Below are 15,780 nucleotides of genomic sequence, written 5' to 3'. Positions count from 1 at the left end.
TACGGCCGAAAGGGGCAGGATGGAGGCCCATCCCCTAGACAGACCTGCCCGCAGGGGCACACAGGAAGGACTACGACGTGCGCGTACTCGTCGTCGAGGACGAGCAGCTGCTCGCCGATGCGGTGGCCACCGGACTGCGCCGGGAGGCCATGGCCGTCGACGTCGTGTACGACGGAGCGGCCGCCCTGGAGCGCATCGGGGTCAACGACTACGACGTCGTGGTGCTCGACCGGGACCTCCCGCTCGTCCACGGCGACGACGTCTGCCGCAAGATCGTCGAGCTCGGTATGGCGACCCGCGTCCTGATGCTCACCGCCTCGGGTGACGTCAGCGACCGCGTCGAGGGCCTGGAGATCGGCGCGGATGACTACCTCCCCAAGCCCTTCGCCTTCAGCGAGCTCACGGCACGCGTGCGTGCCCTCGGCCGGCGCACCAGCGTGCCGCTGCCGCCCGTCCTGGAGCGCGCCGGGATCAAGCTCGACCCCAACCGCCGCGAGGTCTTCCGCGACGGCAAGGAGATCCAGCTCGCCCCCAAGGAGTTCGCCGTCCTCGAAGTGCTGCTGCGCAGCGAGGGCGCGGTCGTCTCCGCCGAGCAGCTCCTGGAGAAGGCCTGGGACGAGAACACGGACCCGTTCACGAACGTCGTCCGGGTGACCGTCATGACCCTGCGCCGCAAGCTCGGCGAGCCCGCCGTCATCGTGACGGTGCCGGGCTCCGGCTACCGGATCTGACCCCCGGTGGCCGCGACCCCGGCGCCACCAGCCGCGCCCCCCAAGCCCACGTGGGACCCGAGGAAGGTCGAGCCGCCCTTCCCGTGGCTGCGCCCCACGATCCGTATACGCCTCACGCTGCTCTACGGCGGAATGTTCCTGATCGCGGGCATCCTGCTGCTCTCGATCATCTACCTGCTGGCGGCGCAGGCCCTGAACGTCGGCAGCGACCTGCCGTTCCGGGTCACCGGCCGGTCCACGGTGAGCAGCCAGACCTGCGCGAGTTTCCAGGGACTGCCCCAGCACCCCACGGAGACGCAGCTCAACGACGCCTTGAACGAATGCGTCAACCAGGTGCGGCAGAACGCCCTGGACAATCTCCTCAGCCGTTCGCTGCTCGCCCTGCTCGGCCTCGCCGTGATCGCCTTCGCCTTCGGGTACGCGATGGCGGGCCGCGTCCTCTCGCCGCTCGGCCGCATCACGCGTACCGCGCGCAGGGTGGCCGGCACCGATCTGACCCGCCGCATCGAACTGGACGGGCCCGACGACGAGCTGAAGGAGCTGTCGGACACCTTCGACGAGATGCTGGACCGGCTGGAGCGGGCCTTCACCGCCCAGCAGCGGTTCGTCGGGAACGCCTCGCACGAGTTGCGCACGCCCCTGGCGATCAACCGCACGCTCCTCGAGGTGTCGCTCTCCGATCCCGGGGCGCCGCCGGAGCTCCACCAGCTCGGCAAGACGCTGCTGGCCACCAACGAGCGCAGCGAGCAGCTCGTCGAGGGCCTGCTGCTGCTCGCCCGCAGCGACAACCAGATCGTGGAGCGCAAACCGGTCGACCTCGCCGAGGTCGCCAACCGCGCCGTCGATCAGGTGCGGGCCGAGGCCGAGGCGAAGCACGTGGAGATCCGCGGGGAGCGCGGCCTGGCCGTCGTCCAGGGCAACGGCGTCCTCCTGGAGCGGATCGCCCTGAACCTCGTCCAGAACGCCGTCAGGTACAACGTGGCGGACGCGGGCTGGGTGGAGGTCACCACGGAGGCCCAGCACGGTCAGGCGGTCCTGGTGGTGTCGAACACGGGCCCGGTGGTGCCCGCGTACGAGATCGACAATCTCTTCGAGCCGTTCCGGCGGCTGCGGACCGAGCGAACGGGCAGCGACAAGGGCGTCGGGCTCGGCCTGTCGATCGCCCGGTCGGTGGCACGGGCCCACGGTGGCCGTATCATCGCGGAGCCGCGCGAGGGGGGAGGACTCGTGATGCGAGTCACCCTTCCTCTCTGAGATGCTGCCGCGGACGCGCCGCGATGTTCGCTTTGCGCGGAATTTTCGGGACCTGATCCAGGAAATTTCATGTGTGATCGATCACAGGGGCGAATTTACGGCCATCTACTCTCCGTGATCGTGAAAGTCGTCGGAAAGCCGGGAAAATCCGGGTTTTCAGGGGTCTTGATCACGGGAAGTACACGGGGTGGCGCCTGTGAAGTGCGACCTTCGGACCGTGTACGGTCCCGATCGCCATCCAAACCGATCGCCTCTCCGGAGGTGCGGTTGGGTGTCGATTGAGTAACAGACCTTGATGTGAGGCAAAATCTCCGCCTCAGGTCGGGCACAAGTCCGGCCTCTCACGCGTTACGTGCGCTGAGACACCGCAGACACCCAGAGGGGGAGAGGCGCGACATGGCAACGGACTACGACACCCCACGCAAGACCGACGATGACGTCAACGAGGACAGCATCGAGGAACTCAAGGCCCGGCGGAACGACAAGTCGACCTCGTCGGTCGACGTCGACGAATTCGAGGCCGCCGAGGGTCTCGAACTGCCCGGCGCCGATCTTTCCAACGAGGAGCTCGCCGTCCGGGTGCTCCCGAAGCAGCAGGACGAGTTCACCTGCATGAGCTGTTTCCTGGTGCACCACCGCAGTCAGCTGGCCCGCGAGAAGAACGGCCAGCCGATCTGCCGCGACTGCGACTGAGGCGGGGTCGGCCGTGACTGGCTCGACCCCGTTCAGGAAGCGCCGCTTCGGCAAGCGCGGAGCGGACAGGACCGGCGTCCAGGGCGCCGGTGCACGTGACGACGGGCGAGGCTCTTCCACCGACGGAGCAGCCTCGCTCGAACCGGCGAACGCCCTGGAGGCGAGGCCGGACCAGACGGCGGCCGACAAGGCGCCCAGGACCGCTCGGAGAGCCGATGAGGCCGGGTCCAGGGTCAGCCGCGTTGCCGCCGTCACGGGAAGCGTGGTGGAAGGCGTCCGCAAGGGCGGGCGCGGCGCCAAGGCCGGCATCGGCTACCTCGCCGACCGGCTCATCGACAACGCCCCGCGGATCCCGGTCCGCGATCTGGCGACCCTCCGCAAGCAGTTCCCGGGCCTCGGCCCCGAACAGCTCGCGGACAAGCTCGTCGCGGGTGCCGCCAACGCGACGTCCACCGTGGGCGCCGGCGTGGGGGCCGCCGCGATGCTCCCGGTGCCGCCCGCGATGCCCGCCGAGCTCGCGGCGGAGATCACCGGCGTCGCCGCCATAGAGCTGAAGCTCATCGCCGAGCTGCACGAGGTCTACGGCCGACGGCCCGAGGGCAATCTCAAACAGCGCAGCGTGGCGTATCTGAACTCCTGGTCCGAAGAGCGTGGCATCGATGTCACCAAGCCGACGACGTTCAACACGGCGCTCGGCGGCCAGATGAAGCGCGAGCTGCGCCAGCAGATCATGAAGCGGATGGTCCGCAATCTGCCGAACCTCATGCCCTTCATGGTGGGCGCGGCGGTCGGAGCGGTCATGAACCGCCGGGACACCAAGAAGCTCGCCGCACGGATCCGGCGGGACCTGCGCAAGACCCAGGTGCCGTGGGACGCGCTGCCGGAGCTGCCGCCCCTGGAGAAGCCGAGCGATCCTCTGCGGATGGGGGAGGTCCCCCGGGAGCTGGGACGCTGAGCACGCCCCCCGGCGTGCCCTCCCACATGCCTCTACGGCGCGCTCTGCCGTACCGAATCCAGCGCCGCGGCCAGTTCCTCCGGGTGCCTCGTCGAGATGTACGCGTACGGAGTGGGGTCCTCGGGATCGGTGATGTTCACCCGCAGCGCCGTGGGGATGTAGGCGCGCAGCAGCATGAAGGCGCGCGGGTCGGCCTTGTAGGTGCGCCAGGCGCGGGTCTCCTCGCCGCTGAGGATCTCCGCGTCACCCAGGGCGGAGACCGGGATCTTCGCGTCGCCCGCGACCAGCGAGCCCGCCACCACGCGGATCCGCACGGCGCCGTACGCGCTGGTGACCACCGCCGCCACAGCCGTGCCGCCGACCAGACCGCCGAGGAGCGGCAGCGTGCCGAACGGCAGCAGGATCAGGGCCATCGCGACACCCACCAGGACCGAGGCGAACCACCACGAACGGGGCGCCGTCAGGCGTTCTTCATAAGGCTGCATGGAACCAAGCTTGGCACGGTGCGGTCGCCGCGCTGACGCGGAGGTAAGGTCTGCGCCTGTGAGTGGTACATCTGCAGCTCTGACGCCCCCGGCCGACGCTATAACGCCCGTCCGCCACCCCGACGCGCCCGCCCCCGGCGAGCTGATCGGCGCCCACTACGAACACTGTTTCGGCTGTGGTGAGGGCCAGGCGCACGGACTGCACCTCGCGGCGCGGGCCGGGGAGGGCGTGGCCGTCACCGCCGAGTTCACCGTGCGCGAGGCGCACCAGGGTGCCCCGGGGCTCGCCCACGGCGGCGTCCTGGCCACCGCGCTCGACGAGACGCTGGGCTCGCTGAACTGGCTGCTGCGCGTGATCGCCGTGACCGGCCGCCTGGAGACCGACTTCGTACGGCCCGTGCCGCTGGGCACCGTGCTGTTCCTGGAGGCCGAGGTCACCGCCGTCGCCGGCCGGAAGATCTACTCGACCGCCACCGGCCGGATCGGCGGCCCCGACGGGCCCGTCGCCGTCCGCGCCGACGCCCTCTTCATCGAGGTGAAGGTCGACCACTTCATCGACAACGGCCGCAGCGAAGAGATCCAGGCCGCCATGAACGACCCGGACCAGATCCGGCGTGCCCGCGCTTTCGAGGTGAACCCGTGACGTCCCCCGCCGAACTGAACGTGCTGATCAGGCGCGTCGACCCCGACGTACCGCTGCCCGCGTACGCACAGCCCGGCGACGCCGGCGCCGATCTGCGCACGACGGAATCCTGCGACCTGGCCCCCGGTGAGCGGGTCGTTCTGCCGACCGGGGTGTCCATCGCGCTCCCCGAGGGGTACGCGGCCTTCGTGCACCCCCGTTCGGGGCTCGCCGCACGCTGCGGTGTCGCCCTGGTGAATGCCCCGGGGACGGTGGATGCCGGGTACCGTGGGGAGATCAAGGTGATCGTGGTGAATCTCGACCCGCGCGAGAGCGTGCGGTTCGAGCGTTTCGACCGGATTGCCCAACTGGTCGTCCAGCAGGTCGAGAAGGTTCGCTTCCAGGAGGTGGCGGAGCTTCCCGCATCGGCGCGGGCCGAGGGGGGCTTCGGGTCCACCGGCGGCCATGCCGCCGTGGGCAGCGGTCCGGGTGCGAACCCGGGCGAACAAACGGGTGGGAATCGATACGCATCGGTCGTATCCGACCGGGAAGGACAGTGACGTGTTCGGACGTCGCAAGAAGGACAGTGCCGCCGAGGACGCGGCGGGCGCGGACGAGCAGGTCGTCGACGGCTTGGGCAGCGATGACCCCGCTGACGCCAGCGCCGCGCGCTCGCGCGTGAGGCTCGAGCCCGAGCCCCGTCCCGACGGCCCCTGGGACCTCTCCGAGGTCCGTGAGCCAGGCGAGGGCCGGGTGGACCTCGGCGGACTCTTCGTGCCGGGCGTCGAAGGCATGGAGCTGCGGGTGGAGGTCGCCGGCGACGCGATCGTCGCGGCCACCGTCGTGCTCCAGGACAGCGCCATCCAGCTCCAGGGCTTCGCCGCCCCCAAGAAGGAGGGCATCTGGGGCGAGGTCCGCGAGGAGATCGCCACGGGCATCACCCAGCAGGGCGGTGTCATCGACGAGGTCGAGGGCCCCCTCGGCTGGGAGCTGCGCGCGCAGGTGCCGGTGCAGCTGCCGGACGGCACCGGCGGCGTGCAGGTCGTGCGCTTCATCGGCGTCGACGGGCCGCGCTGGTTCCTGCGCGGTGTGATCTCCGGCCAGGGCGCCGTGCAGCCGCAGACCGCCGGACTCCTGGAGCAGATCTTCCGGGACACCGTCGTCGTGCGCGGCGAGGGCCCGATGGCGCCGCGCGACCCGATCGTCCTGAAGCTGCCGGACGACGCCCAGATGGTCGCGGAGAACGTCCAGCAGGAGCAGCAGGAGGGCTCGCGCTTCTCGGGCGGCATGGGACAGCTCCAGCGCGGCCCCGAGATCACCGAGGTCCGCTGACCCCGGTCTCGCGCAAGGAGCGTCGCCCCCAGGGGTGACGGCTCCTCAACTGCCTTGTGGCCCGCGGTGGTTCCGGTTCGTCCGGACCATTGCGGGCCACATTTGCGTACGCCCATACTGTGCCGGGTCACTCGGGGGGAGACCGGTGCGGTGAGGGGACGACGCCTGCCCGCGGCGGTGCGGGCGAGCCGGCACCACGCGCTTGTGCTGGGGGCCGCCGGACTCGCCGTGCTGCTCGCCGCCACCGTGCTCGCGGCCCTGGCGGCGCTCTCCGAGAAGGCCGTCGAGGGCGGGGTGCAGCGGCGGCTCGCCGCGGACCGGGACGCCGTCGTCGAGGTCACGGCCCCGCACCGGCCGCGCGGCGCACGGCAGTTGGACCGAGACGTACGTGCCGCACTCGACCGCACGTACGGCGACGTGCCCCACCACACCTGGTCCGCGCTGCGGGCACCCGCCGCCCGCAACGACGAACTCGCCGTCACCGAGGCCGCGGGCCACCCGCGCGAGGACACCACCCTCTCCGTGGTCGCCCTGCCGGACGCGCGGCGCCACGCCTCGCCGGTGACCGGGCGGCTGCCCCGCCCCGGCCCCGGGCCGGTCGAGACCGCGCTGACCGAGGCCGCCGCCGCCGAACTCGCCGTGCGGCCCGGCGACCGGATCACGGCGCGGAGCGCGGACGAACGGCCGGTGACGCTGCGCGTCGTCGGGGTGTACTCCGCCGCGGGGCGCTCGCCCGCGGTCTGGACGGCGCTGAGCAGTACGTTCGGGACGGCCGATTCGATCGCCGTGGTGCCGCGCGAGGCCTTCGCCGGGAGCAAGGGGCTCGCCAGGGATGCGCGGGCGCTGTGGCTCGGCGTGCCCGACACGGGTGGGCTGCGGCTCGGGGACATCGCGGCGCTGCGGGAGCGGGTCAAGCGGTTCGCGGGCAGCGACGCGGCGCGCTCCGTGCTGCGCGCGGGCGGGCACGGGGACCGCGCGGACGGCACGGCGGTCGAGGCCGGGGACCTGACGCTGTCGGCCGGGCTGCGCCGGGCGCTCGACCGGCTCACCACACCGATCGCCGTGGCGCGGGCCGGACTCTACGTCCCCGCGACGCTCCTCGCCGCGCTCGCCCTGGCCGCCCCCTTCCTCGCCGGGCCGCTGCTGCGCGCCCTGCACGGGGCCGGGCTCGTCGAGGGCGACGTGCCCGGTACCGCGGTGACCGGTGTGGGGCAGGCGGCCGCCCTGACCGCCCTCGCCGTGCACGGTTGCGCGGTGCTCGTGCCGAGCGTGCGGATCGTACGGGACCGGCGGGCGGTCGCCCGGCTCCGGCTGCGGGCCGCGCGGTTCGCCGGGGCGCAGCGGGTCGGCGCGGATCTGGCGCTGGCGGGGGTCGCGGTGCTCGGCTGGCTGCAGCTGCGGCAGTACCGGTCGCCGGTGACCGCGGGCGCCGGCGTCGATCCGGTCCTCGTCCTCGCGCCGGTCGCGATGACCGTGGCGGCGGCGCTCCTCGTCCTGCGGCTCCTGCCGCCGCTGGCCCGCCTCGCCGACCCGCTCGCCCGGCGCGGGCGCGGCCTCGTGTTGCCGCTCGGCGGCTGGCAGATCGGCCGGCGTACGGCGCGGCACGCCGGGCCCGCCCTCGTGGTGACCCTCGCCCTCGCCGTTGCCGCGCTCAGCAGCACGGCGCTGGCCGTCCTCGACCGGGGCGACCGGGACCAGGCCGTGTTCCGGGTCGGCGCCGACCTGCGCGTGGAGCCGGGCGACGGGGTGCCGCCCGGCGAACGGCGCGCCGCCTACCGGGCGCTGCCCGCGGCCAAGGCTGTCACCCCGGTCATCACCTCCGAGGGGTACGCGGGCCAGGACGCGGTCGCCGTCACCGCGGTCGACACGGCGCGCGGCCCGGTGCCGCGGCTGCGGGGCGACCTGACGGACCGGCCGCTGCGGGAGCTGACCGCGCCGCTGGGCAGAGGAGTGCCCGAACACGGGCTGCCGCTGACACCGGGCGCCACCGGGACGGGCTCCGAACTGCCGCTGCGGGTACGGATGTCCGCGAGCGGGGGCGGCAACGTCGTCCCCGTGCGCCTCACCGTCTTCGTCGAGGACCGGGACGGGCTCGGCCACTCCGGTTCCGTACTGATCAGGGAGGGCGGCGCCCGGACCGTCCGGCTCGACGTGGGGGCGCGCGGGGCCGTACGCATCCTGCAACTCGACCTGAGCATGGTCGGCGAACGGGTGCGCAGGACCTACCACCTGACGGTGGATCAGGTCCCCGGGCTCACCCGGCCGGCCCGCTGGCACGACCTGCGGGCGGACCGGCCCGACCGGCGTGCGGCGGGCTGCCCCGGCGCCGGGCGCGAACGGGCGCGCGAGCACGGCCGGGGACGGCCGTCGTCCGGGGAGGCGCCCGGACCCGTCCTCTGCGCCGACCGGCCCGGCGGCGGCAAGCTCATCGACGCGGTGCTGCGCGGGCCCGACGGACGGCTGAAGTACCCCGCCTGGAGCGTACGGCTCGGCACGGACCGCGCGAAGGGCCGCCCGGCCGCGCCCGCCCTCGCCGACGACGCGTTCCTGAGGTCGGGCGCGGTGCGGGTCGGCGACACCGTGACGGTGCGGCGTAGCACGGGCGGGGACGCGCGGCTGAAGATCGTCGGGCGGATCGCGGCAGTGCCCGGCGTGCCGCGCGACCGGCCGCGGCTGCTCGCCGACTCCCGCGCCATGGCCGCCCAGTGGGCGCTGAGCGGGGCGCTGCCCGGCACGGAGAGCGCGTGGTGGGTGGATGTCCGCGGCACGGACGCGTCGGCGGCCGCGGCGGCGGTGCGGCACGATCCGCGCCTGGGGCACGCGGTCGACGTCCCGCAGGTCAGACGGGAGCTGGCGGACGATCCGCTGCGCCGCGGGGCCCGCGGGGCGTTCGTGCTGTGCCTGGTGCTCGCGCCCGCCTTCGCCGTCATCGCGTTCGCCCTGCACACGGTGGACTCCGCACGGTCCAGGGAGCGGGAGTTCGGCTTCCTGCGGGCGCTCGGGGTGCGGCGCGGGCAGCTCGCGGCGTACCTGTGGACGGAACAGGCGGCACCGGCCGCGGTGGCAGCGCTGCTCGGCACGGCCCTGGGCGCCGCCCTCGCCTCACTGATCATGCCCGTTGTGACGGTCGACGCGGAGGGAGCCCCGGTCTTCCCACCGCTGACCGCCTCGGTGCCATGGTTGCGGGTGGGGGCGACGGCCACGGCGACGGCGGCGGTGATCTGCGGGGTGGTGACGGCGGCGGCACGGCTCCTCGGCCGGGTGGACCTTGCGCGGGTGTTGCGGGCGGGGGAGGACGCGTGAGGGGGGGCGGGGTGGCGGGGGTGTGGGGGTACGCGCGTGTGGCCGCGCGGGGTCACGTGCGCGGGCACGTGCGTGTGGCCGCGTGGGGAGGCGCGGGGGTTCGGGGGTGTGGGCGGTTGGCGGCGTGCACTTCCGCGTCCGCCGACTTACGGGTGCGGGCAAGGGCGCGGGCGCTGCGGCACGTGCGTGTGGCCGTGCGGGGAGGCCTAGGGGTACGGGGGTGTGGGCGGCCGGCGGCGCGCGTTCCCGTATCCGCCGAATCGCGGGCGCGGGCAGGTGCGGGGACGCGGGCGCGGTTACGGGTGGGGGCGGGGGAGGACGGGTGAGACGGCGCCGGGCGACGGGGACTCGGAGGCACGTGCGCGTGGCCGCGCGAGGAGGCGTGGGGGCACGGGGGTGTGGGCGGGCGACGGCGTGCGCTTCCGTAGCCGCCGTGTCGCGGGTGCGGGCAAGGGCGTGGACGCGGGTACGGGCACGCGCGCGTGGGCGGGGGGCGTCGTGAGGTGGGCGCGGGCGTGGGGGCGGGTGTCGCTCGGTGGCGGGCTCGGGCTGCTGATCGCCGTCCTCGTGGCCGTTGCCGCCGCCGGGCCGGGACTCTTCGAGCGGCTCGGCGGGGAGGCGCTGGCGGGACGGTTCGCGCAGGCGCAGCGCGCCGCGCCCGGCGTGGTGCACAGCGCGCGGATCGACCCGGAGGAGCCGCGCGCCGGTGAGGAGAGCGACCTCGGCGCCGACCTCGCGCGCTATGCGACCGCCATCGAGAACGCCGCGCCCGGCCCGCTGCGCGGCAGCCTCACCCAGTCCTCCACCCGGATCGCAGTGCCCACCGTGTCGGCGGAGACGGCGGGCGGGGTCACGATGTCCCTGGTGTACGCCTCCGACGCCCCGAGGCGGCGCGCGTACGTCTCGGGGCAGGCACCCCGCGCCCGGGACACGGTGGTGGAGCTCGCGGTCTCCGAGCGGACGCGGGACACGCTCCGGCTGCGCGTCGGGCAGCGGATTCGGCTGCGGGGCGGCGCGCTGGAGAACGTCCGCGCCACCGGCCGGCTCGTCGGGGTCTTCCGGGCGACGGACGGAGAACGCCTGTGGAGCGAACAGCCGCTGCTGGCCCGGCCGTTGCCCGGCACGGGTCACAGCCCTCCGGACGCCGGCGCGCTCATCGCGCCCCGCGGGGCCGAGCTCCTGCAGAACCAGGCGGACGCCGAGCTCACCGTCGAGTGGCGCATGCGGCTCGAGCCCGCGCGCGAGGACGCGGAGCGGTTCGTGGGGGAGCGGGGGGAGCGGGAGTTCCGGCGGCTCATGACCCGCTATCCGTCCGCCGCCAAAGGCGCCTTCTGCGACACCGTCACCTACGGCGGCAAGTGGTGCCGGATCGGGGCGCATCCCGCCACCGAGCTGGAGACGCGCACCGAACTCCCCGCCACCTTCGAGGAGTTCGCGCGGCAGTGGCGGCAGGCGGGCGTCGTGATGTCGTTCGCGCAGGCCTCGCTGATCGGGGTCGGACTCGCCACCGCCGTCGTGACCTCGCTGCTGGTCGTGCGGAGGCGGCTCGGCGCGGACCGGCTGATGCGGGCGCGCGGCGCCTCGGCCGCCGGGCTCGCCCTGGCACGTGCGGCGGGGACCGCACCCGCCGCCATGCTCGGCTCGGGCCTCGGCTGCGCGGCCGCGTCGGCGGCGCCGGGGCGTGCGCCGGCGTACGGCACCGGGCTGCTGGTCGCCGCGGTCTGCTGGCTGCTGCTGCCGGTCCTCACCTGGTTCGCGGTGCGGGACCGGGCCCTGGCGCGGGGGCGGTCGCCGCGCCGTGCCGGGCGGCGCGCGGTGGCCGAGGCGCTGGTGGTGCTTCTCGCCGTCGCGGGCGTCCTCGCCTTGCGCGCCCGGGGCACGCAGGGCGCCGCGGGGCCCGACCCGCTGCTCGCCGCGGTGCCGGTGCTGCTGGGGCTCGCGACGGTCGTCGTGCTGGTGCGGTGCTACCCGTGGCCGGTGCGCGCGCTGGCGCACCGGGCGGGCCGGGGGCGCGGCACCGTGGCCCTGGTCGCCCTCTCCCGTGCCGCGAAGGAGGCCCCGGCGCGCGGCCTCGCGCTGCTCGTCCTGGTGGTGACGCTGGCCGGCGCCGTCTTCGCGGGCCTCGTCTCCGGGACGTTGGTGGAGGGGCGGCGCACCGCGGCGGCCTGGCACGTGGGTGCGGACGTCTCCTTCCTGGGCGCCGGCCGCGACCCCGCCATGGCGGGGCGGCTGGCACGCGCGCGTGGCGTGCGAGAGACGGTCACGGTGCGGCAGTTGAGGGTCGATCCGGTGAGCGGCACGGACGGGGGACGGTACGGGGTCTCCGCACTGGTCGCGGTGGACGGCGCGAACTTGCGCCGGGCGGCCGGAAGTTCGGCGGCGGCCCACGCGCTGGACGAGGCCGGCCTGGCCCGGGGCGGCGGCGGGCGCGACATCCGGGTGCTCGCCTCCGCCGGGCACACCGGCGACCTGCTCACCTTCACCCGGCACGGCGAACAGACGCGGCTGCGCGTCGTCGGACCGCTGCCCGACGGCGTGGAGCGCGACCCCGCGCTCGGCCCCCTCCACGGCACCGCAGAGGCCCGGCAGCACCTGCTCCTCACCGACAGCGGAGAGCTGCGCGGCTTCGCCCCCGAGGAGTTCGAGGAGACCGCGCTCCTGCTGTACGGGAAGCGGCTCGACACCACCGCGCTGCGGTCCCTCGTCCCGCGTGCCGCGCCCGGCGCGAGCGGCGGCGAGCTGCGCATCCGTGCCGAGGAGCAGGCCGAGGCCGCCGACGACCGGCTGATCGCCGCCATGACCGTGGCCCACACCGCCTGCACCGTCCTCGCCGTACTCCTGGCGCTCTGCGCCCTCGTACTGGAACTGCTCCTGTCCGCCGCCGCGCGCGGACGCACCACCGCCTGTCTGCGCACCCTCGGCCTGGGCGGGCGTGCCGTGTCCGGGCTGCACCTGCTGCAGCTCCTGCCCTTGGTGCTCGCGGCCGTCGCGGGCGGCACCGCGCTCGGGCTCGCGCTGCCCACCCTGCTCGGCCCCGCCCTGGAGCTGCGGGAGTTCACGGGCGGGCCCGCGGCACCCGCCCCGCACGTGGACGTGGCGTTCACGGCCGCCCTCGGCGCGGGACTTTGTCTCCTGGTCGCCGCGGCGGTGGGCGCGGAGACCTGGCTCGGGCGGCGCCGAGGGCTCGGTGCCGCCCTGCGACTCGGGAGAACCGATGACTGAACTGGCCGAACTGGAGGCGCGGGCCCGCGCCGCGAGCCGTCCCGTGGACGAGGAGGGCCTGGTCGTCTGCGACAACCTCGTCCGCGTCCACCGCGCCGCGAAGGTCGAGGTGCAGGCGCTCCAGGGGCTTGACCTGGTCGTCGCGGAGGGCGAGTGCGTGGCCCTCGTCGGCGCGTCGGGGTCGGGCAAGTCCACGCTCCTGTCGATCCTCTCCGGACTCGACCTGCCCACCGCGGGCCGCGCGAAGGTCGCGGGCCACGACCTGCTCGCCATGAGGCGCCGCGAGCGCCTGGCCTACCGCAGGCTCACCGTCGGCTTCGTCTGGCAGCAGGCCGCCCGCAATCTGCTGCCCTATCTGACCGCGCTGGAGAACGTGGCGCTGCCGATGAAGTACGCGCGCGTGCCCCGCCGTTCGCGTCGGAACAGGGCCGCCGAACTGCTCGGGGTGCTCGGTGTCGCGCACTGCCGCGACCGTCGGCCCGCCGAGCTCTCCGGCGGCGAACAGCAGCGCGTGGCCGTCGCGGTCGCCACCGCCAACTCCCCGCGCGTCCTGCTCGCCGACGAGCCGACGGGTGAGCTGGACACCGCCAGCGGAGAGGACGTCTTCGCGGCCCTGCGCCGTGCCAACGAGGAGCTGGGCGCGACCGTCCTGGTCGTCACCCACGACCCCCTGGTCTCGGAGCAGGTCCGGCGCACCGTGCGCATCCGCGACGGCCGGACGTCGACGGAGACCCTGCGCGAACAGGGCGGCAGTGGCGAGGAGTTCACGGTCCTGGACAAGGCGGGGCGGTTGCAGCTGCCGGGCGAGTACGTCGAACGGTACGGGCTGCGGGGCCGCGTACGGCTGACGGGGGAGCCGGACCACGTGGGCGTATGGCGCGACACGGCGAGCCGAGCGGCCGATACGCCCTCCGCCGCGGACAGTCCTGAGCAGGAGTTCTGACGTCACTCCTTGACGGAAGGCTGGTCCGTACTTATGGTCACGGCCCAACACGCGCGTTCAGAAAGGCGCTTGACGTTCACATACGAGAACCCTAGCTCTCTCAGACGAGAACGGATGGTCCCCCCCATGCCGTACGCTCCCACCCCCACACGCCCCCGGCACCGCCGCAGAGCATGCCTCTCCCTCGGGGCGGCAGCCGTCTCCGCGGCCGCCGCCCTCATCGCCGGACTCGTCGCCTGGCCCGGCGCCGGGAAGGCCGAGGCGGCGCCCTCACCCTTCGTCCACCCCGGAGTCACCGTCTCGCGCGGCCAGTTGGACTTCGCCCGCGAGAAGGTCGCCGCGGGCGCCCAGCCCTGGAAGTCCGCCTACGACCAGATGATGGGCAGCAAGTACGCCTCCCTCTCGCGCACCCCCAAGCCACGCGCGGTCGTCGAGTGCGGCTCGTACTCCGACCCCAACTACGGCTGCACCGACGAGCGCGAGGACGCCATCGCCGCGTACACCACCGCCCTCGCCTGGTACGTCACGCGCGACGAGCGGTACGCGAAGAAGTCCATCGAGCTCATGGATGCCTGGTCGGCCACCCTGAAGGACCACACCAACAGCAACGCCCCGCTGCAGACCGGCTGGGCCGGCTCCAGCTGGCCGCGCGCCGCCGAGATCATCAAGTACACGTACACCGGGAACTGGGCGAACTCCGGCCGCTTCGCCGCCATGCTGCGCGACGTCTACCTGCCCGAGATCATCAACGGCTCCAACTCCAACGGCAATTGGGAGCTCTCGATGATGGAGGCCGCCATCGGCATCTCCGTCTTCCTGGAGGACAAGGCCTCGTACGACAAGGCGATGGCGAAATTCCGCACGCGCACCGCCGCGTACGTCTATCTCGCCTCCGACGGCGCGCTGCCCAAGACCGTGCCCGGCCAGCACCTCGACACCCGCGAGAAGATCGTCAAGTACTGGCAGGGCCAGGCCACCTTCACCACCGGCCTCACCCAGGAGACCTGCCGCGACTTCACCCACACCGGATACGGCCTCTCCGCCATCTCGCACGTCGCCGAGACCAGCCGCATCCAGGGCCAGGACCTCTACACCACCGACGTCGGCGAACGGCTGCGCCAGGGCCTCGGCTTCCAGGCCACGTACGAACTGGGCGAGACGCCGCCCGCCTCACTCTGCGGCGGCACCGTCCACCGCGGCCTCGGACCCGTCACCGAGGTCGGCCACAACGCCCTCGCGGGCCGGCTCGGCCACGCCATGACCAACACGCGGAGGCTCACCGAACAGAACCGCCCCGCGGGCTCCAACAACCTCTTCGTCGCCTGGGAGACCCTGACGCACGCGGGCAATCCGCGCTGACCGCCCGCCGGCCCCGAACAGGACCCTGACCGGTCCAGACCTTGTCGGGCCGGGCGTCCGGTGACGATACTGACGCCCGGCCCCCTCGGACCCGGGGGCGTACCAGGGGAGCGGTCGGTGGCAGTGAGCGCGCGGGACATGGTCGTCGTCGAGGACCTCCACCGGACGTACGGCAGCGGAGCCGCGGCCGTCCACGCCCTGCGCGGCGTCTCCTTCACCGTCCCGCGCGGCGAACTCGTCGCACTGAAGGGCCGCTCCGGATCGGGCAAGACCACGCTGCTCAACCTCGTCGGCGGGCTCGACTCCCCGGACCACGGGAAGATCGCCGTGGACGGCGTGGAACTGGCCGGTCTCGGCGAGAGCGGCCTGCTGGAGCTGCGCCGGGACCGGCTCGGCTTCATCTTCCAGTCCTTCGGGCTCATCCCCATCCTCACCGCCGCGGAGAACGTCGGCGTCCCCCTGCGGTTGCGCAAGACCGACCCCCGCGCGCGGGAGGAGCGTGTCGCCCTCCTCCTCGCCCTCGTGGGACTCGCGGACCACGGCGGTCAGCGGCCCGGCGAGCTCTCCGGCGGACAGCAGCAGCGCGTGGCCATCGCCCGCGCCCTCGCCAACAAGCCCGCCCTGATCATCGCCGACGAGCCCACCGGCCAGCTCGACGCGGAGACCGGCCTCGCCGTGATGGAGCTGCTGCGCGCGGTCGTCCGCAGCGAGGGCGTCACCGCGCTGGTCGCCACGCACGACACGACTCTGCTCGACCTGGCCGACCGCGTCCTGGAACTGCGCGACGGCGAGATCCTCACGCACTGACCCGGGCGCGCGCCCCGGCCGGGCCCCCGCGCATCAGGGTTCTGTCAAGGACCGCCCGCCCGCACCCCCTCGTC

The 15,780-nt window shown here is 73.9% G+C and carries 13 protein-coding genes; 12 read left to right on the top strand and 1 reads right to left on the bottom strand.

Translation table 11 applies throughout. The features are described from left to right. The first annotated feature begins 77 nt into the window (after positions 1–77). The 4 genes from ACZ7DY_RS21540 to ACZ7DY_RS21525 all read left to right on the top strand — a co-directional run bounded on the left by ACZ7DY_RS21540 (position 78) and on the right by ACZ7DY_RS21525 (position 3,633). Positions 78–731: a response regulator transcription factor gene (locus ACZ7DY_RS21540; RefSeq protein ID WP_471137550.1), complete on the top strand. Its 654-nt coding sequence runs from the start codon at positions 78–80 to the stop codon at positions 729–731. A 6-nt stretch (positions 732–737) separates the two neighbouring features. Beyond that, a complete protein-coding gene (locus ACZ7DY_RS21535) occupies positions 738–1,985 on the top strand; it encodes a sensor histidine kinase (protein WP_471137549.1) in 1,248 nt (415 codons plus the stop codon). A 396-nt stretch (positions 1,986–2,381) separates the two neighbouring features. Further along, the gene (locus ACZ7DY_RS21530) at positions 2,382–2,678 is read left to right on the top strand and encodes a DUF4193 domain-containing protein (protein WP_030357326.1); all 297 of its coding nucleotides are present in this window, start codon (positions 2,382–2,384) and stop codon (positions 2,676–2,678) included. Between the two features lie 13 nt (positions 2,679–2,691). Continuing rightward, positions 2,692–3,633 (top strand): hypothetical protein, encoded by a 942-nt coding sequence (locus ACZ7DY_RS21525; protein WP_471137548.1) that lies wholly within the window; start codon positions 2,692–2,694, stop codon positions 3,631–3,633. Positions 3,634–3,665: 32 nt separating this feature from the next. Here the strand turns inward: ACZ7DY_RS21525 and ACZ7DY_RS21520 are convergent, their stop codons facing one another. Next, positions 3,666–4,118, bottom strand: a complete 453-nt coding sequence (locus tag ACZ7DY_RS21520; RefSeq protein ID WP_471137547.1) for a DUF3093 domain-containing protein — start codon at positions 4,116–4,118, stop codon at positions 3,666–3,668. Positions 4,119–4,176: 58 nt separating this feature from the next. Between ACZ7DY_RS21520 and ACZ7DY_RS21515 the strand changes: the two genes are divergently transcribed. The 8 genes from ACZ7DY_RS21515 to ACZ7DY_RS21480 all read left to right on the top strand — a co-directional run bounded on the left by ACZ7DY_RS21515 (position 4,177) and on the right by ACZ7DY_RS21480 (position 15,706). After that, positions 4,177–4,761 (top strand): PaaI family thioesterase, encoded by a 585-nt coding sequence (locus tag ACZ7DY_RS21515; RefSeq protein WP_471137546.1) that lies wholly within the window; start codon positions 4,177–4,179, stop codon positions 4,759–4,761. Next, positions 4,758–5,300, top strand: a complete 543-nt coding sequence (gene dut / locus ACZ7DY_RS21510) for a dUTP diphosphatase (protein ID WP_471137545.1) — start codon at positions 4,758–4,760, stop codon at positions 5,298–5,300. Before ACZ7DY_RS21515 ends, dut begins: the two co-directional genes overlap by 4 nt. Before the next feature lies 1 nt (position 5,301). Further along, positions 5,302–6,072 (top strand): DUF3710 domain-containing protein, encoded by a 771-nt coding sequence (locus ACZ7DY_RS21505; protein WP_471137544.1) that lies wholly within the window; start codon positions 5,302–5,304, stop codon positions 6,070–6,072. 150 nt (positions 6,073–6,222) lie between these two features. Next, positions 6,223–9,375, top strand: coding sequence for an FtsX-like permease family protein (locus ACZ7DY_RS21500; protein WP_471137543.1), 3,153 nt, complete (start codon positions 6,223–6,225; stop codon positions 9,373–9,375). A gap of 414 nt (positions 9,376–9,789) precedes the next feature. Beyond that, positions 9,790–12,597 (top strand): hypothetical protein, encoded by a 2,808-nt coding sequence (locus tag ACZ7DY_RS21495; RefSeq protein WP_471137542.1) that lies wholly within the window; start codon positions 9,790–9,792, stop codon positions 12,595–12,597. After that, positions 12,590–13,540 (top strand): ABC transporter ATP-binding protein, encoded by a 951-nt coding sequence (locus tag ACZ7DY_RS21490; protein ID WP_471137541.1) that lies wholly within the window; start codon positions 12,590–12,592, stop codon positions 13,538–13,540. The genes ACZ7DY_RS21495 and ACZ7DY_RS21490 overlap by 8 nt, the downstream gene beginning before the upstream one ends. Positions 13,541–13,666: 126 nt before the next feature. Continuing rightward, entirely contained in the window at positions 13,667–14,899 is a 1,233-nt protein-coding gene (locus tag ACZ7DY_RS21485) for an alginate lyase family protein (protein ID WP_471137540.1), read from the top strand. A gap of 138 nt (positions 14,900–15,037) precedes the next feature. Further along, complete coding sequence (locus ACZ7DY_RS21480) at positions 15,038–15,706, top strand: ABC transporter ATP-binding protein (protein WP_471137732.1); 669 nt, start codon at positions 15,038–15,040, stop codon at positions 15,704–15,706. Positions 15,707–15,780 lie beyond the last annotated feature (74 nt).

The organism is Streptomyces sp. NPDC037013, assembly GCF_055607265.1.
Note: the sequence above shows the minus strand (reverse complement) of the source record. Positions and strands in the feature narration are given on the sequence as shown.